The organism is Amycolatopsis sp. NPDC024027 (assembly GCF_040638975.1).
In the GTDB taxonomy this organism is placed as follows: Bacteria; Actinomycetota; Actinomycetes; order Mycobacteriales; family Pseudonocardiaceae; genus Amycolatopsis.
Window position 1 is genome coordinate 321091 of the sequence record NZ_JBEZYY010000005.1, and the last position, 24542, is coordinate 345632.

Annotated in this window: 13 protein-coding genes; 6 read left to right on the forward strand and 7 right to left on the reverse strand. The window is 73.9% G+C overall.

Going from position 1 to position 24542, the window contains the following annotated elements; translation table 11 throughout:
- Nucleotides 1-62: 62 nt before the first annotated feature.
- From AB0F52_RS15885 to AB0F52_RS15905, 5 genes are read right to left on the reverse strand one after another with little or no spacing between them, the layout of a single operon-like run.
- Nucleotides 63-1232 carry a glycosyltransferase gene (locus tag AB0F52_RS15885; RefSeq protein WP_360170432.1) on the reverse strand — a complete coding sequence of 390 codons (1170 nt, stop codon included), beginning with the start codon at nt 1230-1232 and terminating at the stop codon, nt 63-65.
- Nucleotides 1232-2038: an alpha/beta fold hydrolase gene (locus AB0F52_RS15890; RefSeq protein WP_360170435.1), complete on the reverse strand. Its 807-nt coding sequence runs from the start codon at nt 2036-2038 to the stop codon at nt 1232-1234. Before AB0F52_RS15890 ends, AB0F52_RS15885 begins: the two co-directional genes overlap by 1 nt.
- On the reverse strand, nt 2035-2340 hold the full coding sequence (locus AB0F52_RS15895) for a phosphopantetheine-binding protein (protein ID WP_360170438.1): 306 nt from the start codon (nt 2338-2340) through the stop codon (nt 2035-2037). Before AB0F52_RS15895 ends, AB0F52_RS15890 begins: the two co-directional genes overlap by 4 nt.
- Nucleotides 2337-6623: a beta-ketoacyl synthase N-terminal-like domain-containing protein gene (locus tag AB0F52_RS15900; RefSeq protein ID WP_360170441.1), complete on the reverse strand. Its 4287-nt coding sequence runs from the start codon at nt 6621-6623 to the stop codon at nt 2337-2339. Before AB0F52_RS15900 ends, AB0F52_RS15895 begins: the two co-directional genes overlap by 4 nt.
- On the reverse strand, nt 6620-13417 hold the full coding sequence (locus AB0F52_RS15905) for an SDR family NAD(P)-dependent oxidoreductase (protein WP_360170444.1): 6798 nt from the start codon (nt 13415-13417) through the stop codon (nt 6620-6622). Before AB0F52_RS15905 ends, AB0F52_RS15900 begins: the two co-directional genes overlap by 4 nt.
- A gap of 742 nt (nt 13418-14159) precedes the next feature.
- On the opposite strand from AB0F52_RS15905, the gene AB0F52_RS15910 reads away from it, so the two are divergent.
- Nucleotides 14160-15269 carry a pyridoxal-phosphate dependent enzyme gene (locus AB0F52_RS15910; RefSeq protein WP_360170447.1) on the forward strand — a complete coding sequence of 370 codons (1110 nt, stop codon included), beginning with the start codon at nt 14160-14162 and terminating at the stop codon, nt 15267-15269.
- Nucleotides 15266-15883: a PAS domain-containing protein gene (locus AB0F52_RS15915; protein ID WP_360170450.1), complete on the forward strand. Its 618-nt coding sequence runs from the start codon at nt 15266-15268 to the stop codon at nt 15881-15883. The genes AB0F52_RS15910 and AB0F52_RS15915 overlap by 4 nt, the downstream gene beginning before the upstream one ends.
- A 2-nt stretch (nt 15884-15885) precedes the next feature.
- Here AB0F52_RS15915 and AB0F52_RS15920 read toward each other — a convergent pair whose 3' ends face one another.
- Nucleotides 15886-16791 (reverse strand): glutaminase, encoded by a 906-nt coding sequence (locus AB0F52_RS15920; protein WP_360170453.1) that lies wholly within the window; start codon nt 16789-16791, stop codon nt 15886-15888.
- A 160-nt stretch (nt 16792-16951) separates the two neighbouring features.
- Here AB0F52_RS15920 and AB0F52_RS15925 point away from each other — a divergent pair, with 160 nt between their 5' ends.
- The 3 genes from AB0F52_RS15925 to AB0F52_RS15935 all read left to right on the forward strand — a co-directional run bounded on the left by AB0F52_RS15925 (nt 16952) and on the right by AB0F52_RS15935 (nt 22304).
- Nucleotides 16952-18340, forward strand: a complete 1389-nt coding sequence (locus tag AB0F52_RS15925; protein ID WP_360170456.1) for an amino acid permease — start codon at nt 16952-16954, stop codon at nt 18338-18340.
- A 31-nt stretch (nt 18341-18371) separates the two neighbouring features.
- Nucleotides 18372-19373 carry a LacI family DNA-binding transcriptional regulator gene (locus tag AB0F52_RS15930; RefSeq protein WP_360170459.1) on the forward strand — a complete coding sequence of 334 codons (1002 nt, stop codon included), beginning with the start codon at nt 18372-18374 and terminating at the stop codon, nt 19371-19373.
- Nucleotides 19374-19472: 99 nt separating this feature from the next.
- Nucleotides 19473-22304, forward strand: a complete 2832-nt coding sequence (locus AB0F52_RS15935; protein WP_360170462.1) for a glycoside hydrolase family 2 TIM barrel-domain containing protein — start codon at nt 19473-19475, stop codon at nt 22302-22304.
- A gap of 31 nt (nt 22305-22335) precedes the next feature.
- Here the strand turns inward: AB0F52_RS15935 and AB0F52_RS15940 are convergent, their stop codons facing one another.
- Nucleotides 22336-23292, reverse strand: coding sequence for a TetR family transcriptional regulator (locus AB0F52_RS15940; protein WP_360170465.1), 957 nt, complete (start codon nt 23290-23292; stop codon nt 22336-22338).
- Between the two features lie 87 nt (nt 23293-23379).
- On the opposite strand from AB0F52_RS15940, the gene AB0F52_RS15945 reads away from it, so the two are divergent.
- Nucleotides 23380-24525 (forward strand): FAD-dependent monooxygenase, encoded by a 1146-nt coding sequence (locus tag AB0F52_RS15945; RefSeq protein ID WP_360170468.1) that lies wholly within the window; start codon nt 23380-23382, stop codon nt 24523-24525.
- The last annotated feature ends 17 nt before the right edge of the window (nt 24526-24542 follow it).

The following is a 24542-nucleotide window of genomic DNA, read 5'->3' on the forward strand; positions in this document are numbered from 1 at the left end:
CGCGCGACGGAAAAGCGAGTGCACCGGCGTTCTGCGCGTACGCCTGCACGGGCGGTCCGGGTTCAGGTTCGCAGGTGCGCCAAGCTCTCCAGCGCCAGCTGTTCCAGGTGCCCCGCGGCCGCCGGGCTTCCGCCCGCCGCGTGGAACGAGGCCGCCACCGTCTCGGCCGCGCGCCGGTACGCCGGTTCCGTGAGGATCTCCTCGACCGCCGCCGCGATGCGGGGTGCGTCCGCGCGGCCGAACCGCAGGCGGATCCCCGCGCCCGCCGCGACCACCTGGGCCGCGACGATCGGCTGGTCGTCCCGGATCGGGGCCACCACCAGCGGCAGGCCGTGCCACAGCGTTTCGCAGACCGTGTTGTGACCCGCGTGGCACAGCACCGCGTCAACGCGCGACAGCAGCGGCAGCTGCGGGACCTGCGGCCGCACCAGGACGTTCGGCGGGACCTCGCCGAGCACGCCGCCCGGGTCGACGATCACCGCGCGCGCGGGCGAGCCGGCGAAGGCCTCGGCCGTCGCGGCCAGGAATCCGGCGCCCGCGGCGGTGTTCGCCGTGCCGAGGGAGACCAGCACCGTCGGGCGGAGCGGGTCGAGCCACTCCCACGGGAAGTCCGTCGTGGACGGCCGCGCGCCGAGGGCGGGCCCGACGAGCCGGACCGACGGCGGCAGGTCGGCCGGGCCGAGCAGTTCGCGGGTGGTGAAGGCCAGGACGCCGTGGGGTGAGAACCGCGGGTCCGCCGTACCCCGGCCGCCGGCGACCCGCGCGCGCAGCCCGTCGAGCAGCGAGCCGACCCACTCCCCGACCTTCGGCATCCCGGCCAGGGGGTCGACGAGCTCGGCCGAGGTCGTCGCCGACGTGACCCACGGCAGGCCGGCGGCTTCGGCGAGCAGGCCGCCGGCCAGTGCCTGCTGGTCGGCCACCACGACGTGCGGCTCGAAGGCCTCGAGCGCCGCGGCCACGCCGGGGGCCATCGCGTCGGCGAGGGGAACGAGGAAGTCCTGCCAGAGGAAGCGCAGCGCCGCCGGGCCTTTCAGCTCGGCCGGGCGCACGGGCAGGTCCCGCGGCACGGGGCACGAGAACACGAGCGCCTCGGGGCCGGCCAGCTGCCACAGCAGTTCGTCGTGGCCCGCCCAGGCGACCTCGTGACCGCGCGCGGTGAGCTCGGCCGCCACGCCGACCGCCGGGTTGACGTGCCCGACCAGGGGCGGGACGACGAAGAGGAACCGGGCCACTACCGCACCCGCGTCCGCGTGCGCGCGGTGTCGCGGACCCACCCGAAGATCAGCTCGGTGACCTCCGCGGTCCGTTCGACCAGCACCGAGTGCCCCTGGTCGGGCAGCACGACGCAGCGGCACCGCTCCAGGTGCGTCTCGAAGTGCGGCACCTGCGCCGACAGCCCGGAGTCACCGCCGAAGATGGCGAACACCGGGCAGCGCACCGCCGACAGGTCCGCCGCGATCGTCGCGCTGCGCGGGATGTCCTCGGCGATCGTGGTGGTCTGCAGGATCTTGTTGGCCGCCTTGGACAGCCGGGCGGTGTGCGCGCCGTGGTTGTCGGCGATCCAGCCGATCACCTCGTCGATCGCCAGCCGGGTCTTGGCGTCGGCGAGCCCGTCGGCCATGTGCCGGGTCCACTCTTCGGTCGGGGGTTCGCCCTCGAGCACGACGACGCTGGCCACCCGGTCGGGTCGCGCGGCGGCCAGCCCGAACGCCACCGAAGCGCCGAAGGAGTTGCCGACGACGTGCACCGGGCGGGTGATGGCACACGCGTCGAGGACCGCGACGAGGTCGTCGACGAACCGCTCGAGGTGGTAGCCGGACGCCGGGCGTGTCGTGCGGCCGTGCCCGCGCAGGTCGTACATCAGCACGTCGAGCCCGCGCGCGGCGAAGTCCGGGCCGAGGGTGAAGTAGTAGCTGGCCAGGCTGTCGGTGAGCAGGCCGTGGACACAGACCACGATCGGCGCGTCGCCGTCCAGCGGCACGTCCGGGGTGAGCCGCTGGACGTGCACGTCCAGCTCGCCCGCGCGGATCCGGCTCACGCCGTCGCCCGCAGGGAGGCGACGATGTACCGCACGAGCTCGCCGACGGTCAGCGCGATGATCTCGTCCAGTTCGCGCTCGGCGATGAAGGTCGCGAAGTTGACGCGGTCGCCGTAGTGCTCGCGCAGCTGCCCGGACAGCGCCACGAGGTCGACGCTCTCCAGTTCGAGGTCGTCGTGGAACGTCGTGTCCATGGTGATCTCGGTGTCGTCGAGGCCGTATTCCTCCAGCAGCTCCCGCAGCATTTCGCCGAGCTGGGCGAGCACGGTCACCTCGTTCGCGGCCGTGGTCTCGATGCTCATCCGGCACTCTCCTTCGTCTCTTCGGTCCAGGCGACGACGTAGCGGCGCGGCGGCGCACCAGGGGGGTTCTCGATGTCGGCGCAGCACACGCGGTACTCGCCGCCCGCGACGCGGACGGTCAGTTCTTCCGGGGTCGCCGCGACGACCTCGAAGTCCCGGGGTTCGCCGCGCAGGCCGGTGCCGCGCAGCTTCGCCACGGCCTCCTTCGCCGTCCAGAACCGGGCGAACCACTGCTCCGGGTCGCCGGGCAGGCTCGCGAACAGCGCCAGCTCGCCCGCTCCGAGCGCGGCCTCCACAGTGGACTCCGCGCGCGGCACGACCGCTTCGACGTCGATGCCGCAGCGCCCGTGGCGGGCGATCGCCACGCCGGCTTCCGCGCGGTGCGCCACGGAAATCGTCACCGGCGGCAGCTCCCGGCCGTAGGCGCCGGTCGCGAACGGCCGGCCGGCCTCGTCGTTGCCGATGCGCAGTTCGGCGGGGAACATCTCGGGTTCACCGCGGGACCAGAGGAACTGGCGGACCGCGTCCTTGGCCGCGATCCGGCCGAGCAGCCACTGCCGCCGCCCGCGCGGAGGATGGCGTTCGTAGGCGTCGCGCTCGGGGCCGGCGAGGTAGTTGCGCATGATCAGCTCGCGGGTCGCCAGGTCCGGCCACTGCTCGTGCACCAGCGCCCAGCCGCCCGGCTGCTCGTGCGACAGCGTCGAGCGCTCGGGCGTGCGGTCGGCCTGCCGGATGTGCGGGGTGCTGTCGAACCTCCGGTCGCGCCAGCCGGTGAACTCGGCCCAGACCTGCCCGTGGTGGACCAGCTGCATGTCCGCGTCGAGGAACTCCTCCGTCAGCCCGGTGATCCGGACCAGGCACTCCAGACGCTCACCCGGGGCCGGGTGCGGGCCGTGGAACCGGATTTCGCGCATGGCGACCGGGAAGACGGTGGTCCGCTCGGGCAGCCGGGACATGATCCAGTAGCCGAGCACCTGGCCGATGTTGTCGAGCAGCGCGCCGGGCGCGGCCGGTGTCGTCAGCACGGCGCGGACGTGCCGTTCGCCGACCGCGGTCAGCTCGGTGACGCCCTGGAACCGCGGGCCGTGGAACATCCAGCGCTCGTCGTAGAGCTGCGCCGCGGTGGTCTCGGGGACCTGCTCGGCCGACGCCGGGAACCGCCACGGCGCCGGCGCACCGGCCGGGTGTTCCGGCGCGAGTTCCACGACGGCCTGCGAGTAGCCGGCGATGGCCGCGTGCACCCGGCCGGCGCCCTGCGGCCGGACGCGCACCGGCACGGTGACCGCCGGGACCGCGGTGATCCACTGGCTGAGCCGGACGTCGTGCACGGCGACCGCGCGGCGGCCGGGCGCGGCCTGCTCGGCGAACCGCATCAGGTGGTCGATCACCGTGGTGGCCGGGACGACCGGCCAGCGGTCGCCCGGGTCGGCCTGCGGCGGCTGTTTGAAGAAGCAGTGGTCGAGCAGGTACGGCATCGCCTCGAGCGACACCGTGAGCGTGGTGTCCAGTTCCTGCGGTGCCGGGAGGCGGCGGGCCGGCCCGGCGAGCACCGTGGACGCCAGCTCGGCGGTATCGGCCAGCAGGGCGGCGAACTCCGCGGCGAGCGGGCCCTTCGCCGCCAGATCGTCCACAGTGGACCGGCGGCCGGCCGGCAGCGCGATCCGCGCGCGGACCTGCTCGTCGAGCGAGATCAGGCGGCCGCCGAGGTCGAGCTTGACCGCCTTCGGCGTTGCCGCGCGCTCGCCCGGCAGCCGGGCGAGGTCGAGGTCGAGGCCGTCGGCCCACAGCGCGGTCGCGACCCGGCACAGCTGCGCGAGGCCGGGGCGCTGCGCCGAGTGCGCCGCCACGACGAGGTGCTCCTCGCCGTGCAGGGTGTCACCGACCAGGGAGCCGAGCTGCCCGGCGCCGACCTGGACGAACGCGCGGAACCCGGCGGCGTGCATCGCCTGCACGAGCGGGCGGAACCGCACCGGCCGCAGCAGGTGCCGCACGAACAGTTCCCGGACCTCGGCCTCGGCCGCCGGGTATTCCGAGACCGTGGTCGCCGACCAGAGCGGCAGGGACGGCGGGTGCAGCGTGAAGCGCTCGGCCGCTTCGCGGATCGGCCCCAGGTAGGGCCGCAGCATCGGGGTGTGGAAGCCGGACCGGAACGGCAGCACCTGCGCCACGACGCCCGCGTCCCGGAACCGCCGCACGAGCGCGCCGACCGCCGCTTCCGGGCCGCAGATCATGGCTTGGTTCGGGGAGTTGTCGTGGGAGAGGACGACGTCGGCGCGCCCGGCCAGCTCCTCGAGCACGCGTGGCGCGGGCGCGCCGACCGCGGCGAAGGCGAGCCCGGGGACGACGAGCGCGTCCGGGTCGAACCCGGCGAGGAAGGCGTCGACCTCTTCTTCGGCGTGGACGCCGGCCACGGCCATCGCCGTCCACTCGCCCAGGCTGTGCCCGGCGACGGCGTCCGGCGTGACGCCGATCCGGCCGAGTGCCGCGTGCAGCAGCCGGCCCAGTTCGAACACCGCGGCGCCCTGCCGGCCGACGTCGCCGACCTCGACGTCCGCGTGCTTCCAGGGCAGGCCGAAGTGGCGGGCGACATCGCCGCAGTTGAGCGTGAGTTCCGACTCCAGGCCGGGGAAGAGGAACGCGATCTTGCCGCCGCCCGGGCCGAGCAGGGGACGGTCGGCGAACCACACGTCGTTGCGGCCACGCCAGGGCCGGCCCCGCGTCAGGACCTTCCGGGCCAGGGCGAGCCGCTTCTCCGTCGGGTCGACGACGCCGAGCCGGACCGGTCCGTCGCCGGTTTCCGGCAGGCCGGGCCGGTCGAACGCCTCACGCAGCGCGTCGAGCGTGGGTGCGGCGAGCCGCAGCACCCGTTCGGGCTCGCGCACCGCGACCGGCGTCGCGCGGCCCGGCGCCTGTTCCAGGACGACGTGGGCGTTGATCCCGCCGAAGCCGAACGCGTTGACCCCCGCCCGGCGCACCGGCGCGTCCCACGGCTCGGCGGTGGCCAACGTGGAGAACCGGGTGCCGGCCAGCGCCGGGTGCGGGTCGTCGCAGTGCAGGGTGGGCAGCAGGACGCCGTGGTGGACCGCCAAGGCGGCCTTGACCAGCCCGGCGATCCCGGCCGCGGGCATCGTGTGGCCGATCATCGACTTGACCGAGCCCAGCACGGCGGCGCCCGCGGTGCCGAACACCTCCGCGAGGGTGGCGAGTTCCGCCGCGTCGCCGGCCGGGGTGGCGGTGCCGTGGGCCTCGAGCAGGCCGATCGAGTCCGGGGCGGCCGGGTCGAGGCCCGCCGCGGCCCACGCCTGCCGGACGGCCCGGACCTGGCCGCCGGAGTCGGGGCTGGCCAGGCTCGCGGTGCGCCCGTCGGAGGCGACGCCGGTGCCGGTGATCACGGCGTAGACGCGGTCGCCGTCGCGCTGGGCGTCGGCGAGGCGCTTCAGGACGACGATGCCGGTGCCTTCGCCGATCAGCACGCCGTCGGCGTCGCGGTGGAACGGCCGGATCCGCTCGGACGGCGACAGCGCGCCGAGCTGGGTGAACACGCTCCAGAAGGTGATGTCGTGGCAGTGGTGCACGCCGCCGGCGAGGACGACGTCGCACCGGCCGCTGGCCAGTTCCCGCACGGCGTGGTCGACGGCGATCAGCGAAGACGCGCACGCGGCGTCCACCGTGTACGCCGGCCCGCGCAGGTCGAGCCGGTTGGCCAGCCGCGACGCGGCCAGGTTCGGCACCAGCCCGATCGCCGACTCGGGCGCCTCCGGGCCCAGCTGGTCGGTGAAGGCCTGCCGGACGGCGTCGAGCCGGTCCGGGTCCAGGTCCGGCAGCAGCTCGCCGAGGGTCCGGACGAGCTGGGTCGCGGTGCGGACGCGCTGGTCGAGACGGACCAGCCCGGGGGTCAGGTAGCCGCCGCGACCCAGGACGACCCCGACCTTCGCGCGATCGGCGGGCAAGCGGGCCGGGCCACCCGCGTCCGCGACAGCCTGTGCCGCGACCCGCAGCGCGATCAGCTGGTCGGGCTCGGTGGCGGGCACGGAGTTCGGCATGATGCCGAAGCCGGTGACGTCCACTTCGGCCAGTTCGTCGACGAACCCGCCGCGCCGGCAGTAGAGCCGGTCGGCCCGGCGCTGCTCGTCCGGCGCGTAGTGCGCGAGATCCCACTTCCCGGGGGGCACCTCGGTGATCGCGTCGACGCCGCCGGCCAGGTTGCGCCAGTAGCTCGCCAGGTCGGGAGCGCCCGGGAGCAGTACCGACATCCCGACGATGGCGACTCGCACGTCCGTCACCACCCGGACGCGGTGTGGACGACGGCGCCGGTGCCGGCGCGGCCCCACGCCAGCTCGCGCAGCAGGCCGAGGGTGCCCTCCTCCGGATCGATCAGCGCGATGCCGCGGCGGGCGTAGTCGCGCATCAGCTCGGGCGTCACCATGCCGTCGTGCTCGCCGGTCGGCGCCCACGGTCCCCAGTGGACGGTCACCGCCCGCCCGGCGGGCCACCGGCGGCCGAGCGCCTCGAGGGCGTCGTTGGCGGCGGCGTAGTCGGACTGGCCGCGGTTGCCGAGTGCGGCGGCGATGCTGCCGAACAGGACCACGAACGCCGGCTCGTCGGGCAGGTCGGCGGTCGCCTCCAGGAGGGTGCGGGCGCCGTCGACCTTGGTGCCGTACACGCGCTCGAACGACTCCGGCGTCTTCTCGGCGACGAGCTTGTCCTCGATCACGCCGGCCGCGTAGACGATGCCGTCGAGACGGCCGTGCTCGGCGTGGATCTCCTTGACCGCGCGGTGCACGGCTTCGGCGTCGAGCATGTCGACCGACTGGTAGCGCACCGGGCTGCCGAGGGCTTCGAGCTTGGCCAGGGTCTGCCGGACTTCGCGTTCGCTCCGGATCCGGCGGACCGTCCGTTCGATTTCGGCGGGGCGCTTCAGCCCGGCGGCGATGAGCGCGGCGCGGAGGTCCTCGGTGGTCGTCGCCTGGGGGTGTTCGTCTTCCGCCGCCGGAACCGGTGTCCGCCCGAGGAGTTCGATCCGGCAGCGGGCAGTTCCGGCGAGGGTCGCGGCGAACCGGGCGGTGATGCCCTTGGCGCCCCCGACGAGCAGGACGACCGAGTCGCGGTCCAGCCCGATCGCGGCGGCTTCGGCGGCGCCGTCCCCCGCCGGGCCCGCGCCGCTGCTGCCGAGCGGGCCGAGGTCCTGTTCGGTCATCCGGAAGCCCTTGCGGTCCGGGCCTTCGCGGACGACGACCGGCTCGCGGTCCGTGGTGGACAGCTCTTGGACGAACGCCGCGGCCTGTTCCTCGGGCGTCTCGGCCGGGGACAGCTCGACCACGCAGGTGCACGTGTCCGGGTATTCGCGGGCGAGGCTGCGGTGGAAGCCGCGCAGACCTTCGCCGGGTCCGGCGGTCAGCAGCCAGGCGGGATTCGCGGCCAGTGCGGCCTGGTACCGCGGGAAGGCGGCGGGCAGCGCCGGTGCGTCGCCCGGAAGGAACAGGACCCCGTCGAACCCGGCACGGACCTCGTCGGCGATCTCGGCGGACGCGCCGCGCCCGGTGAGGTGGGCCTGGACGGCGTCGGCGAGCGGGCCACGGCCCAGAAGCAGGAACTTCCGGCCGGTGACGTCGGGGGCCTCGGCGGGTGCGAGGTCGACTTCGGCCATGACCAGGCGCTTCGGCGCAACGACGAGCGGCGCGGGCCCGTCCGGCTCCGAGCGCCCCAAGGTGGCCTTCGGCGCACCCACGGCGGCCTTCGGACGCTCGCCGTCGATCAGCTCCGCGATCGCGGCCGCCGTGCGGGCCTTGGCCAGCTCCTCGACGTCGCCTCCGGTGTCGAGGTTCAGGCGGGTGGCCAGTTCCCCGGCGATCTCGGCCCGCTTGATCGAGTCCACGCTCAGGTCGGCTTCCAGGTCGAGGTCCGGCTCGATCATCTCCACCGGATAGCCCGTCCGCTCCCCGATCACCGCCACCACGGTCTCCAGCACCGAAGCCGCTGCCGGCTCCTCGGGAGGACGTTCGCCGCCGATCAGCTCGGCGATCGCCGCCGCCGTGCGGGCCTTCGCGAACTCCTCCACGTCCCCACCGGCGAGCCCCAAGCGGGACGCCAGCTCGCCCGCGATCTCCGCCCGCTTGATCGAGTCCACGCTCAGGTCGGCTTCCAGATCGAGGTCCGGCTCGATCATCTCCACCGGATAGCCCGTCCGCTCCCCGATCACCTCGACGACCGTCTCCAGCACCGAGGCCGTCCTGGGCGCCGCGACCGGAACGACCACGGGCGGCTCGATGACCGGCACCGGGATCGGGGCCGCAACCGGCAGCGAAACCTCGGTGCCGAGGAAGCCCAGGAGCACGTCACGCTGGGCGGCGATCATCTCGCGGCTCGTGCGCAGGAAGTCGGCGACCATCGCCTCCGACGTCGCCGCCTGCGGGGCCGCGGCCGCCACGCCGAACGAGACCCGTTCCGCCGGGCGCAGGGCGCCGGCCGGGATCGTTCCGTCCGCCGCGCGGACCAGGTGGCCGTCGACCGTCCACCCCGGACGCTTCGGACGGGGCGCGGTGAAGGCGTCGACCGCGTCGCGGCCGCGGAACAGCCAGCTCGTCTCGATGGTCGCCCCGGACACCGCCAGCTGCGCCAGCGCGCCGAGGAAGCCCGGCAGGCCGCGGCGGCCCGGCTGTTCGAACCCGACCGTCCGGTGCGGCCGGTCGCCGAGGATGGCGGCGACCTGCCTCGCCAGCACGGCCCCGGGCCCGGCCTCGACGAACACCCGCGCCCCGGCCGCGTACATCGCCTCGACCTGCTCGACGAACCGGACCGGCGCGCCCAGCTGGGCGGCCAGCTCGCCGCGGATCGCGTCCGGGTCCGCCGGGTAGGGCCCGGCCGTCCGGTTGCCGTACACCGGAACCGCGGGCCGCACGACGCCGATCGCGTCCAGCGCCCGGCCGAACGCCTCCCCCGCCGGTGCCACCAGCGAGCTGTGGAAGGCGCACGCGACCTGGATCCGCTTCGCGCCGAGCCCGGCGGCGCGCAGGTGGCCGACGGCGGTCTCGACGTCGGCGGTGGGCCCGGAGATCACCGTCTGCTTGGGCGAGTTGTGGTTGGCCAGGACGACGGCGCCGAGTCCCGCGTCGGCGAGGACCTTCCCCGTTTCCGCGGCGCCCGCCGAGACCGCGGCCATCGCGCCCGGGTCGTCCGCCGGTACCGCGTCGACGATCGCGCCGGCCCGGGCGTGGCTGGCGTGGAGCAGGGCTTCCGGCGTCAGCGCACCGGACGCGGCCAGCGCCGTCAGCTCGCCGTAGCTGTGGCCGCCCAGCATCGCGGGCCGCACGCCGGCGCGGGTCAGCAGCCGGAACGCGGCCAGCCCGGCCATCCCGAGCGCGGGCTGGGCGACGCGCGTATCGGTGACCCGCTCGACGGAGTCCCGCCGCGCCGTCTCCCCGAACACCGCCGGGCCGAAGACGACCTCGGCCGTCGCCGGGTCCAGGCGCAGGTACCGCTGCAGCTCGGGGAAGGTGACGAACAGCTCGGCGAACATGCCCGGCTGCTGGCTGCCCTGCCCGGGGAACAGCACCGCGACCTCGCCCGCCACCGCGTCGTCCGCGCGGAACACACCGCGTGCGTCGTGCCCGGCCAGCGCCTGCCGCAGCAGTTCGGTCAGCTCGTCCACAGTGGACGCGACGACGGCGAGCCGCGCCGGGCGTCCGTGCGCCCGCTGGGCCGCCGCCAGCGCCAAATCCCGCAGCCGCCACGGCGACGAGACTTCCGAAGCCATGGCCAGCAGCTCCCGCGCCGCCGACTCCGTCGTGAAGGTGAACAGCTCGGCGGGCCACTCGTCCGCGGCCTGCGCGGGCGGCACACCGTCGTGCGCGCCCAGCACCACGTGGAAGTTGGTGCCGCCGAAGCCGAACGCGCTCACCCCGGCGAGCCGCTCGGCCGGTGGCGCGGTCCACGGCCGCGCGGCCGACTGGAACACGAACGGGCTGGTCTCGGCATCCCACGCCGGGTTCGGTGCCGAAAGGTGCAGCGTCGGCGGTTTGACGCCGGTGTGCACCGCCAGCGCGGCCTTGATCAGCCCGGCCAGGCCCGCGGCGCACTTGGTGTGCCCGATCTGCGACTTCACCGAGCCGATCGTGCACCCGCCCGGCGCGGCGCCGGCCTCGGTGAACACCTTCGTCAGCGTGCCGAGCTCGGTCCGGTCGCCGACGACGGTGCCGGTGCCGTGCGCCTCGACGAGCCCGACGCGCGCGGGCGAGACGCCGGCGTTGCGGTAGGCGCGGGTCAGCGCGGTGTGCTGGCCCTCGGGCCGGGGCGCGGTCAGGCCGAGCGCGCGGCCGTCGGAAGCCGCGCCGACGCCCTTGATCACGGCGTACACCCGGTCGCCGTCGCGTTCGGCGTCGGCGAGGCGCTTGAGGGCGATGCACGCGACGCCTTCGCCGAGCGCGATGCCGTCGGCCGCGCTGTCGAACGTCGCCGACCGCCCGGTCGGCGAGAGCGCGTGCGCCGAAGCGAACAGGAGGTAGTCGTTGATGCCGTTGTGCAGGTCGGCGCCACCGCAGAGGACGAGGTCGCTGGTGCCCGCGGTCAGTTCCTTGCAGGCGACGTCGACCGCGGTCAGCGAGGACGCGCACGCGGCGTCGACGGTGTAGTTGGCCCCGCCCAGGTCGAGCCGGTTGGCGATCCGGCCGGCGATCACGTTGGCGAGCACACCCGGGAAGGAGTCCTCGGTGATCCGCGGCAGCCGTTCGTCCAGTTCGGCCGGCAGTTCGCCCAAGTAGGACGGCAGCACCGAGCGCAGGGTCATCGCGTTCGACAGGTCGCTGCCGGCTTCGGCGCCGAAGACGACCGACGTCCGGGTCCGGTCGAACGCGCGGTCGGCGTAGCCCGCGTCGGCCAGCGCGCGGTGCGCGGCCTCCAGGGCCAGCAGCTGCGCGGGCTCGATGCTGGCCAGTGACGACGGCGGAATGCCGTACTTCAGCGGGTCGAAGCCGATTTCCGGCAGGAACCCGCCCCAGCGCGACGGCGTCCGCTCGCCTTGGCCCGCGGGGTCGTAGTACAGGGCGGTGTCCCAGCGCTGCGGGGGTACCTCGGTGACCGCGTCGGCGCCGGCCAGGACGTTCGCCCAGAAGGAGGCCAGGTCGGGAGCCTGCGGGAACATGCCGGCCATGCCGACGATCGCGATCTCGAGCGGCTCGGGCGCGGGCGGTTCGGCCTCGGTGACACCGAATGCGGCGGCCCGCGCGCGCAGGAACGCGTTCGCGCCTTCGCCCACCGAGTGGTGCAGATCGGCGATCGTGGTGACGGCCGAGCGCAGCACGGCGACCTCGCCCGCCATGAACATGCCTTCGGCCAGCTGGCGGTCTTCGGCGACGTCCCGCAGCTCGGCACCGACGCGCTCGATGCCCTTGCTCGCCAGGCGGAGCCGGCCGACGTTGAGCGTTTCCAGGTGCTCCCAGGCGTCGCGGCTCGGCACACCGCGTTCGGCGAGGTCCGCCTTGATCGCGGCGTACTCCTCGGTGAACGGGCTGCGCACGCAGCGGGTGGCGTGGCCCGGCGCGGTCTCGAGGAGGTCGGTCTGCTCGGCTTCGAGGAGCCGGCGCTGGAACAGCGGGAGCACGGCGCCCGCGTCGACGGCCTCGCGGGTGAAGAGGTAGGCGGTGCCCATCAGCACCCCGATCGCCGCCCCGCGCGCGGCCACCGGGGCGGCGAGGGCGGCCACCATCGCGGCCGAGCGTTCGTCGTGGATGCCGCCGGCGAACAGCAGCCGCAGTTCCGCGGCCGCGGCCGGGGTGGCCGCGAGGAAGTCGGCGAGCACGCCGAGCTGGGCCTCCCACAACGGGAAGCTGGTCCGCGGGCCGACGTGGCCGCCGCACTCGGAGCCTTCGAAGACGAACTTGCGGGCGCCCGCCTCGAGGAACTGCTTCAGCAGTCCCGGCGACGGCACGTGGAGGAACGTGGCGATGCCGGCGTCTTCGAGGGCCGCGGCCTGGGCGGGGCGGCCGCCGGCGATGATCGCGTGCGTGGGCCGCAGTTCGCGGATGACCGCCAGCTGCGCGGCCTTGACGTCGTCGGCGGCGAAGCCGAGGACACCGACGCCCCACGGCGCGTCGCCCACGGCCGCGCGGGTCCGTTCCAGCACGTCGCGGGTTTGCTCCGGGCCGGACAAGGCCAGCGCGATGAACGGCAGCGCGCCGCCCGCGGCGACCTCGGCCGCGAACGCGGGCTGGTCGCTGACCCGGGTCATCGGGCCCTGGGCGACCGGCAGCGCCGTGCCGAGCGCGCGGCTGCCCGCGCTGCCGGGGCCGAGCACCGCGTCCGGCAGGTGCAGGGCCGCGCCGATCGCGTCGGCCAGGCCGCGCACCGCCGCGGTCACCGTGCCCCAACGGTCCCGGAACCGGGTGGCGAGGAAGACGTCCTGACCCGCTTCGAGGGGCTCGATCCCCCGCCGGGCCAGCACGCGGACGCCGTCGGCGACGGTCGTTTCCGAGCCGTCGAGACCGGTGACGGCGGTGGTGAGGGCCGACGGCAGTTCGGCTTCCGGCAGCAGGGCGAGCTGGGTGTCGACGACGACGCCGGCCGCGCCACCCGCGACGGCGGCCGCGGCGGTGTGCGGCCCGATGCCGCCCGCCGCCCACACCGGGACGGCGATGCCGTCGTCGGCGAGCAGGGCCTGCAGCAGCACGAAAGTACTCAGTTCGCCGATCCGGCCGCCGCATTCGTGCCCGCGGGCGATCAGGCCGTCGGCTCCGGCGGCGACGGCCCGGACGGCCGCCGCGCGGGAGGTCACCTCGGCCAGCACCCGCCGGCCCGGGAAGTCCCGCGGCGTGCCGACGGCGTCTTCGGTCAGCAGCACCGTGGTCACGGCATCGGGCAGGTCCACCGGCCGCGCCAGCCGGACCCCGAACGCCGGGACACCCCATTCCCCCAGCAGCGCGAGCTCGTCCGCGGCCGCGGCCGCGGCCGCCCGGGCCGTCAGGTCGAGCACGCCGAGCCCGCCCCCGCGCGCCGCGGCGGCGACCCCGCGCGCCGACGGCCATCGCAGCGGCGACACGGCGACGACCAGCCCGGCCGGCACGGAGTCGTCTTTCGAGAGACGCATGGGAACTCCCGCTACGCACGAAAGGGTGAAGGGTAACGGGGAGTACTTAAGCGGGTTCCTTCCAAGCCGTCAACAACCCGCCGCGATTTCATAGCCGAGGTTCAGAAAATTCGGGATCGACCAGGCCTGCGGCGCAAGAATTTAACGTCGCCGTCACGTTCCCCACCCCGGCCGAGCTGCGCGGACCGGTTCCGCGGCGTGGTCCGCCCGGCTTGCACGGCCGGACGGTACAAGCCATGCCGCCGGGTGGAGGCGGCACGGTTGCCCGATCCGGACCACGTCGACCGGAGGGTCCCCGGTCGCCGCAACCCCGCACGCTTATCCCGCCGGTAAAGCAGGCGTGCGGAAACGGTCGCTTCACGGATTCGAACACGTCACTCGTCGCCGGTGACGAGCCCCCATTCCTCCCCCTTTTCCGGAGCCGCGAAACAATGCGCCGAAGAATGCGCGGCCGAGCCCGTCCCCACCCATGACGTCCATTGTGGATTGGTCGCGCGCCGGGATTATCGGTGCTCACAAGACCACGAACGAGGACACCGGCGGGCGGCCGCGCCCCACCGGGCACGACCGGCGGTATTCGGGCGGCCACCAGCGGTGCGCCGCCGGGCACGCGTGATCGAAATTTTCCACCACCGCGTTACAAGCTTTTCCTGAGAAGAAGCTGAAGACATTTCGCATACTCGGGAGTAGCACTAGACAGTACGTCTAGACTTGGACTGTTCGTCCAGACGAGGAGGTAGCGGTGGCGTACTGGTACACCGACGAGCGGTCGGGGGCGCGCTACCCGGGTGACCCGCTGCGCTGGCGTGGCGACGACGGTGCCCCGCTCACCGTCGCCGCCCGGCCCGGCCTGCGCCCGGAGGACGTCGACACCGGTGTCCGCTCGCTCTGGCGCTACCGGGCCGCGCTGCCCGGCGACCTCCGCCCGGTGTCGCTCGGGGAAGGCTGCACCCCGCTCGTCCCGCAGGAGTGGGACGGCGCCGAGGTCCGGTTCAAGCTCGAATGGTTCAGCCCGACCGGCAGCTTCAAGGACCGCGGCACCAGCGTCATGGTCTCCGCGCTGGCCGGCGCCGGGGTGCGCGAGCTGCTGGAGGACAGCTCCGGCAACGGCGGCTCGTCGGTGGCGGCCTACAGCGCCGCGGCCGGGATCGCGGCCACCGTCCTGGCTCCGGAGGGGACGTCGCCGGCGAAGGTGCTGCAGACCCGCGCGTACGGCGCGGCCGTCGAGCTGGTGCCGGGCACTCGCGACGACACGGCCGCCGAAGCCGTCCGCCGCTCGGACCGCACCACCTACGCCAGCCACAACTGGCACCCGTTCTTCCTGCAGGGCACCAAGACCCTCGCCTACGAGCTGTGGGAGGACCTCGGCTTCCGCGCGCCGGACGCCGTCGTCACGGTGGCCGGCGCGGGCAGCATCGTGCTGGGCTGCGACCTCGGGTTCGGGGAGCTGCTGGCCGCGGGGTCCATCGCGCGGCGCCCGCGCCTGCTCGTCGCGCAGCCGCGGAACTGCTCCCCCGTCGACGCGTCCTTCCACGACCGGAAACCGCCGGAGTTCGCCCCCACCGTCGCCGAGGGGACGGCGATCCGCCGTCCGGTCCGGCTGCCCGAAGTCGTCGCGGCGATCCGGCGCTCGGGCGGCGACACCGCGGCGATCACCGAAGACGCCATCGCCGCGGCGGCCCGCCGCCTGGCTTCCCTCGGCCTCTACGCGGAGCCGACCAGCGCGACGGCCGCGGCGGCGATCGACGTCTTCCGCGCGCGGGGCGCCATCCGGCCCGGCGAGACCACGGTGGTCGTGCTCACCGGTTCCGGCCTCAAGGCGGCGGACAAGCTGCGAGAGCTGATCGGATGACCGAGGACGAGCTGCTGCTGCGTGAGGCCGAGAAGATCGCCCACGCCGTCGGCCGGATGTTCCCCGGCCTGTGCGAGGTGGTGCTGCACGACCTGCGCGACCCGGCCCACGCGGTGCGCGCGATCGAAGGCGGCCTGTCCGGCCGCGCGGTCGGCGACCCGGCGACCGAGCTGGGCCTGGCCCGCATCGCCGACCCGGAGTTCCCGGACGTCCTGCAGAACTACCCCAACCGCTTCCCGGACGGCAGGCCCGCGAAGAGCACGTCGATCGGCATCCGCAATTCGGGCGGTGAGTACGTCGCGGCCCTGTGCCTCAACCTCGACGTCTCCCTCCTCGGCTCGGCCGCCCACGCCCTGACCCGCTTGGCCGCCACCGACGAGCCGGCCCCGCTCGCCGAGTCCCTGCGCGCCCGGACGGTGGACGAGCTGCGCGCCCTGGTCGAGGACTACGCCACCGTGCGCGGCCACACCCCGCGCAGCCTGCCCGCGAGCGCGAAGAAGGACTTGGTGCGGTCACTGAAGGAGCGCGGGTTCCTGGAGCTGAAGAACGCGGTGCCGTCGCTGACCGACCTGCTCGGGATCTCGCGGGCCAGCGTTTACAACTACCTACGCTGACTTCAGAAGATCGACCAGCCGGTCAGCGTCGTGAACCGGTCCAGGGCGGCGACGCCGGCGACGGAGTTGCCGCGTGCGTCCAGCCCCGGGCTCCACACGCAGACCGCGCACCGGCCCGGGACGATCGCGAGGATGCCGCCGCCCACGCCGCTCTTGCCCGGCAGGCCGACGCGGTAGGCGAACTCGCCGGCCGCGTCGTACGTGCCGCAGGTCAGCATCACCGCGTTGATCCGCTTCGCCGCGCTCAGCCCGAGCAACCGTGAGCCGTCGTTGCGGACGCCGTGGCGGGCCAGGAACAACGCCGACCGGGCGACGTCGGCGCAGCTCATCGCGATCGAGCACTGGCGGACGTACTGGTCCAGCACCGACGGCACCGGGTGGCGCATGTTGCCGTAGGAGGCCATGAAGTACGCGAGGGCGCGGTTGCGGTCGGCGTGCCCGGCCTCCGACGCCGCGACCTCGGGGTCCACGGCGATCTCCGCCCGGCCGCTCTCCTGCCGGAGGAAAGTGAGCAGCGCGTCCACCGCGTCACCCTGGCGGGCGAGTTCGTCGGTCACCACCAGCGCACCCGCATTGATGAACGGGTTGCGCGGAACACCGTCCTCGTGTTCGAGCTGCACCAGGGAATTGAACGGATCCCCCGACGGTTCGCGGCCCACCCGCGCCCACACGCCGTCGCCGCGGGAAAGCGTCAGCGCGAGGGTGAACACTTTGGACATGCTCTGCACCGAGAACGGGTGCTCCCAGTCGCCGACGCCGTGCACCGCACCGTCCACTTCGGCCACCGCCATGCCGAACCGCCCCGGCTCCACCCTGGCCAGCGCGGGAATGTAGTCCGCGACGGCGCCTCGGCCGACCTCGGGCGCGACGTCGTCGGCTATCCGGTCCAGCAGCGCCGCGAGATCCACGGCCGTAGCGTAGAAGGCACTCCCGGCCGTTCGGCACGCACCCCGGGGCAACTCGGAACCGGCGGACAACGGGAAATCTCCACCGTGATCTCCGGCACACCTTAAGTCTTCCTTAGCCGGCTTGGTGACCCGCCGCACACCGCTCTAGCGTCCGATAACCATGGATTCCTCGCTGCTCACCGAAAACGGTGAAAGCTACTCGAAGGCGCTGGGCAACCGCCAAGTGCAGATGATCGCCATCGGCGGCGCGATCGGCGTCGGGCTGTTCCTCGGCGCCGGCGGCAAGCTCCACCAGGTCGGCCCGTCGCTGATCTTCTCCTACGCGATCTGCGGCGTGGCCGCCTACTTCGTGATGCGCGCGCTCGGCGAACTCGTCCTGCACGAGCCCAGCTCCGGCAGCTTCGTCACCTACGCGCGGAAGTTCATCGGGCCGTGGGCCGGCTTCGTCTCCGGCTGGATGTACTGGGTGAACTGGGCGATGACCGGGATCGCCGAGATCACCGCGGTCGCCATCTACGTCCACAAGTGGCTGCCGGACGTGCCGCAGTGGATCACCGCGCTGATCGCCCTGGGTGTCCTGCTGGCGGTGAACCTGCTGTCGGTCAAGGTGTTCGGCGAGCTGGAGTTCTGGTTCTCGGTGGTCAAGGTGCTGGCCATCGTCGTCTTCCTGGTCGTCGGCGTCGGTCTGGTCCTGACGAGCACCGACATCGGCGGCACGCCCGCCGGCGCGCACAACCTGACCGGACACAGTGGACTGTTCCCGGCCGGCATCGGTATCGCGCTGATGACGCTGCAGGCGGTCATCTTCGCCTACTCGGCCATCGAGGTCGTCGGCATCGCGGCCGGGGAGACCAAGGACGCGCGCAAGGTGCTGCCGAAGGCGATCAACGGCGTGGTCTGGCGGATCGGCGTGTTCTACGTCGGCTCGGTGCTGCTGCTGGCGATGCTGCTGCCGTGGCCGTTCTACAGCGGCGACGAGAGCCCGTTCGTCACCGTGTTCAGCCGGCTCGGCATCCCGGGCATCGGCGACGTGATGAACGCGGTGGTGCTGACCGCGGCGCTGTCCAGCGTCAACTCCGGCCTCTACTCCACCGGGCGCATCCTGCGGTCGCTGGCCGAAAAGGGCGAAGCGCCGTCGTTCGTCAGCCGGATGAACCGCCGTCAGGTGCCCTACGGCGGGATCTTGTTCACGTCGGTCGCGTACGTGCTGGGCGTGGTGCTGAACTACCTGGTGCCGAAGGAGGCGTTCGACATCGCCATCGCGATCGCGTCCCTCGGCGTGATCAGCACCTGGGCGACGCTGATCTTCTGCCAGCTGCGGCTGCGCCAGGCCGCCCTGCGCGGCGAGCTGGAGCGCCCGTCGTACCGGATGCCGTGGGCGCCCTACAGCGGCTGGGCGACCCTCGGGTTCCTGGCCCTGGTGGTGGTGCTGATGGGCTTCTCGGACGGCGCGGAGAAGATCGCGTTCTCCTCGATCCCGGTGCTCGCCGTGGTCCTGGCGGTGGGCTGGCGCTTCGTGAAGCGCCGCGAACGCGCCCCGCTGGGGTAGCGGCCGGGCCGCGGGCGGGCATACTCGACGGGTGTCTTCGAGCAGCACGGAACCCCGGCGGGTGACGATCCACGACGTCGCCCGCTCGGCCGGGGTTTCCCGGCAGACGGTGTCGCGGGCGCTGAACGACAAGGGCGAGATCGACGGCTCGACCAAGCAGCGCGTCCTCGACGCCGTCCGCGAGCTCGGGTACCGCCCCAGCCGCTTCGCCCGCGGCCTGGTCCGGCCGGACACCACCACGATCGGCCTCGTCGTGCCGGACCTGCTCAACCCCTTCTTCACCGAGGTCGCCTCCGGCGCGCTGGAGGCGGCCCGGGCCCGCGGCTGGCACGTCGTCGTGCACGACACCGCCGACGACCCCGAGCAGGAACTGGCCACGCTGCGGGTGATCGGCACCCAGGTCGACGCGGTCACCGGCTACTTCGGCCGGTCCGACGAGGACCTCGACCGCCTCACCGCCGGGATCCCGGTCGTCCTGATCGGCCGCGAGCCGCACACGCCGCGGTTCAGCGGCATCGGGATCGACGGGGAAGACGGCGTCCGCGAGGCCGTCGCCCACCTCGTCTCGCGCGGGCACCGGCGGATCGGCATGCTCGACGGGAACCCGGCCCCGAGCGTCCGCCGTCAGTGGTTCCTGCGGGCGGCCGCCGGGTGCGGGATCTCGGTGCACCCGGGCTGGATCGCCGCCGGCGCCCAGACTGTCGACGGCGGCGGCGCCGCGCTCGCCGACCTGCTCGCCGCCCATCCCGACGTCACCGCGCTGTTCGCCTTCAACGACGTGATGGCCATCGGCGCCCTGCGCGAGGCCCGCCGGTTCGGCCTGCGCGTGCCCGCCGACCTCGCCGTGATCGGGTTCGACGGGCTCGCCCTCGGCACCCTGGTCGAGCCGGAGCTCTCGAGCGTCGCCATCGACACGCGCGCGGTCGGCGCGCTGGCCGTCGAGCAGGCGGCCCGCCTGGTCACCGGCGCGACACCGCTGGCACCCGCCGAGCTGGTCGTCCACGCCCGCCTCCACCTGCGCGAATCCGCCTGATCCCTTGACACCCGGTCGCACCCCGAAGCACACTGCGAAGCGGTCCGTGAACGTTCACGGGAACGTTCTCGGGCGCCTGCCGAACGCGGAAAGGACCCCATGTCGTACCTCGAAGACCCCGGCCCCGGCCGCGGTTCGCTTCCGCCGCGCGCGGCCTTCACCTCCGACGCGCCCGCGCTGTCGCTGAACGGCACGTGGCGGTTCCGGCTGTCGCCGAGCCTCGCGGCCGCGCCGGCGGGGATCGAAGCCGGGGAGTTCGACGACTCGGCGTGGGACGAGCTGCCGGTGCCGTCGCTGTGGCAGCTGCACGGCCACGGGCGTCCGGCCTACACGAACGTCCCCTACCCGTTCCCGGTCGACCCGCCGCACGTGCCGTCGGACAACCCGACCGGCGACCACCGGCTGCGGTTCGACCTGCCCGCCGGCTGGCCCGCCGGAGCCGCGGTGCTGCGCTTCGACGGCATCGACTCGTGCGGCCGGATCTGGCTCAACGGCACCGAACTCGGCGTCACGCAGGGCAGCAGGCTGCCGTCGGAGTTCGAGGTCGGGCCGCTGCTGCGACCGGCCGGGAACGTCCTCGTGGTGCGCGTGCACCAGTGGTCGGCGGGCAGCTACCTCGAAGACCAGGACATGTGGTGGCTGTCGGGCATCTTCCGCGCCGTCACCTTGCTCGCCCGGCCGGCCGGCGGCATCGGCGACTACTGGGTGCGCGCCGATTACGACCACACCACCGGCCTGGGCACGGTCCGGGTCGAAACCGGCCCGGACGTCCTGCTGGACATCCCCGAGCTGGGCGTCTCCGGGCACCCGGCGGGGGAAGCACTGGAGCTGCCGGCCGAGCCGTGGAGCGCCGAGACCCCGCGGCTGTACGAGGGCACGCTGGCCACCGCGGCCGAGCGCGTGCCGGTGCGGATCGGGTTCCGGACGGTGCACATCGAGGACGGGCAGCTCAAGGTCAACGGCCGCCCGCTGATGCTGCGCGGGGTGAACCGCCACGAGCACGACCCGCGCACCGGGCGCGTCGTGTCGCCGGAGACGGCGCTGGCCGACGTGCTGCTGATGAAGCGGCACAACGTCAACGCGGTCCGGACCAGCCACTACCCGCCCGACCCGGCGTTCCTCGAGCTGTGCGACACCTACGGCCTCTGGGTGATCGACGAGTGCGACCTGGAGACCCACGGCTTCGAGCCGCTGGACTGGGCCGGCAACCCCAGCGCCGACCCCATCTGGGCCGAGGCGTACCTCGACCGGATGCGGCGCACGGTGGAGCGGGACAAGAACCGGCCCAGCGTGATCCTCTGGTCGCTGGGCAACGAAAGCCACACCGGCGAGAACCTCGCGCGGATGGCCGAGTGGGTGCGCCACCGCGACCCGACGCGGCCGGTGCACTACGAAGGCGACCACGACTGCGACTACGTCGACGTGCACAGCCGGATGTACGCCACGCACGAGGACGTCGAGCGGATCGGCCGCCGGGAAGACGCCAACGAGCGGCGCCGGGACCTGCCCTTCCTGCAGTGCGAATACGGGCACGCGATGGGCAACGGCCCGGGCGGCCTGCTCGAGTACCGGGAGCTGTTCGAGCGGTACCCGAACTGCCAGGGCGGTTTCCTCTGGGAGTGGATCGACCACGGCCTCGCCGCCGACGGCCACTTCGCCTACGGCGGGGACTTCGGCGAGCCGATCCACGACGGCAACTTCGTCATCGACGGCCTGGTCTTCCCCGATCGGACGCCGTCACCGGGGCTGGCCGAGTTCGCGAAGGTCATCGAGCCGGTCCGGATCGACGCGGACGCGGCCGGGATCCGGGTGCGCAACCACTACGACTTCGTCAGCACCGGGCACCTCACGTTCACCTGGACGCTCGAGGACGAAGGAACCGTGGTCGCCCAAGGCGTCCTCGACGTGCCGGCCGTCCAATCCGGACAGAGCACTTCGGTCCCGCTGCCCGGGCTGCCCGCGACGAGCGGCGAGTCGTGGTTGACCGTGTCGGCGTCGCTGACGTCGGCGACGGCGTGGGCGCCGGCCGGGCACGTCGTCGGCTGGGGGCAGCTGGCGGTGTCGGCGGCCCCCGCGGCGGCGCCGCTCCCCCCGCGCGGGCCGGTGTTCCGCACCGGCGGACGGCTGGTGCTGGGCGCCGGCGAGTTCGACCCGGTGACGGGCGGCTTGGCGGCCCTCGGCGGGCACGTCGTGGCCGGCCCGCGGCTCGACGTGTGGCGCGCGACGACCGACAACGACCGCGGCACGTTCGCCGGGCGGCCGGTCGCCGAACAGTGGCGCGAAGCCGGGCTGCACCGGTTGCAGCACCGGGTGATCACGGTCGACGCCGACGGCGAGGAGCTGGTGGTGCGCACCCGGGTCGCCCCGCCGGCCCAGCCGTTCGGGCTGTTCGCCGACTACACGTGGACGGCGTTCGACGACCGCCTGCGACTGCGCGTCGAGGTCACCCCGGACGGCGAGTTCCCCGGCACGCTCCCCCGGCTCGGGCTGGCGATGGCGGTCCCGGGCGCGCTCGGCTCGGCGGAGTGGTTCGGCGGCGGCCCGGGCGAGGCGTACCCGGACAGCCGCCAGGCGGCGCGGATCGGCCGGTTTTCCCGCAGCGTCGACGGTCTGCAGACGCCGTACGTCTTCCCGCAGGAGAACGGCAACCGGACGGCGGTCCGCTGGGCCCGCTTGACGGCCCCGGACGGCACGGGCCTCCGGGTGGACGGCGAGCCGGTCTTCGACTTCACGGCCCGCCGCTGGACCGCGGCAGCGCTGGAGGAAGCCCGCCACACCGACGATCTGGTACCGGACGACGTGGTGCACCTGACGTTGGACGTGGCCCAGCACGGCCTCGGGACGGCGTCGTGCGGGCCGGGGGTGCTGCCGCGGTACCGGCTGGTGCCGCAGAAGACGGAGTTCACGCTGTGGTTCCGCCCGGTGACCTAGGTTGTCTCAAAAAGTCTCATAAAGTGTCTCATTAATCGGCGCTGGGCAGGTGGCGGTAGATCGTCGCCCGGGAGACACCGAGCGCGGTCGCGATGTCGGCGGGAGCGCGCCCGGCGTCGTAGAGGCGCCGGGCGGCGTCGATGGTTTCAGGACTCATGGCGGACGGCCGCCCGCGGCGGCCTTTGCGCGCGGAGGCGCCGTTCCAGCCGGCGACGGGCGGCCGGAGGTGCGAGTTCTTGTCTCCGGCCGCGCCGGCAGCGTTGCCCTCGGGCGGCTTGCCGTTGCCCGCTGCCGCGGTGGTCCGAGGCGTGTCGGGCCCCGGCCCGGCGTGGGCGCCTTGGCTTGCTGCCGCGGCGGTCCCGGTCGCGTCCACCCCCGGGCCACCGGGCCCACCTGTGCCCGCTGCCGCAGCAGCCTGGACCGCGTCCGGCCCCGGCCCGCCGCGGCCGCTTCTCCCCCCACCCGCGGCCGTGAACAGGCGGTCCACTCCGTCCAGGATCGCCGCGCGCAGCTCGGCCTGCGGGGCCTCCGCGAAGAGGACCACCGGGTCGCTCAGCATCGCGATCGCCTGGGCCGCGCGGACCCGGTCCGCGAAGTCCGCGTCCGGCCCCGCGACCAGGCCGTTCGCCCGGAGCATGCCGTCGCGGAAGCGCTCGAACACCACCGCCGAGGCGGTCAGGCCGAGGTCGCGCAGGTTCATCCGGAGCAGGTACCGGTGGGTCAGCCACACCTCCAGCAACCCCTCGACGGCCGCCCGGCGGGTATCGGACGCCTCCGCCGCCCGCGCCAGCGCGGCTTCGAAGTCCGCCAGCATCGGCTCGGCCAGCGCCGTGACGATGTCCGCCTTGCCGGGGAAGTGGTAGAGCACCGCGGTCTTCGTCACGCCGACCCGCTCGGCCAGCTCCCGCACCGAGGTCTCGTGGAAGCCGCGCGCCGAAAACTCCTCCAGCGCCGCGCGCAGGATCTTCGCCCGGGTGTCGTCCGTCATCGGCCAAGCCTAGCCGCTTGCCTGACCGATGGACAGGAGAGTACGGTCACGACTGACCGATGGTCAGGACCGAGATGGGGGCACACCATGACCGAACAGACCGTGCTGATTTCCGGCGCCGGCGTCGCCGGCCCGACCCTGGCGTACTGGCTGGCCCGCGCCGGCTACCGGCCCACGGTGGTGGAACGCGCCGCCGGCCTGCGCTCGAGCGGGAGCCCGGTGGACGTCCGCGGGCCGGCGTCGCGCGTCGCGGACCGGATGGGCATCACCGCGAAGCTGCGCGAAGCGAGCACGAGCGCGACGGCGCTGAACTTCGTCGACGACGCGGGACGCCGGACCGGCCGGATCCCGATGCGGCTGCTCGGCGCGGAGGGCGACATCGAACTCCCCCGCACCGACCTCGCCGCGATCCTCCACGACGCGGCGCGCGAGCAGGCCGAGTTCGTCTTCCACGATTCGATCACCGAACTCCACGAAGACGCCGGCGGCGTCGACGTCACGTTCGAACGCGGCGCCCCGCGGCGCTTCGGCCTGGTGATCGGCGCGGACGGGCTGCACTCGGCGGTCCGGCGGCTGACCTTCGGCCCGGAGCAGGCGTTCGTGGAGCACGTCGGCGTCTACATCGCGACACTGCCGCTGGCCGGGCCGCCGTCCGGCGCGACCGCGATCGAGATGTACAACTCGCCCGGCCGGGCGGTGGCGATCCACCCGTCCCGCGGTCACGGCATCGCGGCGTTCATGTTCCGCGGCGACGCGGTGCCGGGATTCGACCACCGGGACACGGCACTGCACCGGCGCATGCTCGCCGACGCCTACGAAGGTGCGGGCTGGCGGGTCCCGGAGCTGCTGGACCAGGTGCACACGGCGGACGACCTGTACCTCGACTCGGTGAGCCGCGTCCGGATGGACCACTGGAGCACGGGCCGCATCGTGTTGGTGGGTGACGCGGCATCGTGCGTGTCCCTCTTCGGCGACGGCTCGACGCTGGCCATGGCGGGCGCCCACACGCTGGCGGAAGAGCTCGGCCGGACCCCGGAAGACCCGGCGGCGGCGTTCCGCCGGTACGAGACGGCGCACCGGAAGCTGGTGGAGCCGAAGCAGCGAGCGGTGTCGACGGCGGCCGCGCTGCTGATCCCGGCGACCCGCGGCGGACTGGCGGCCCGCAACTTCGGCACCCGCCTGCTGCCGATCGTCTCGGCGGCCCGCCGCCTGGTTCCCGCCCGGGCGGCTTGAGCGGCGGTCCACGAAAC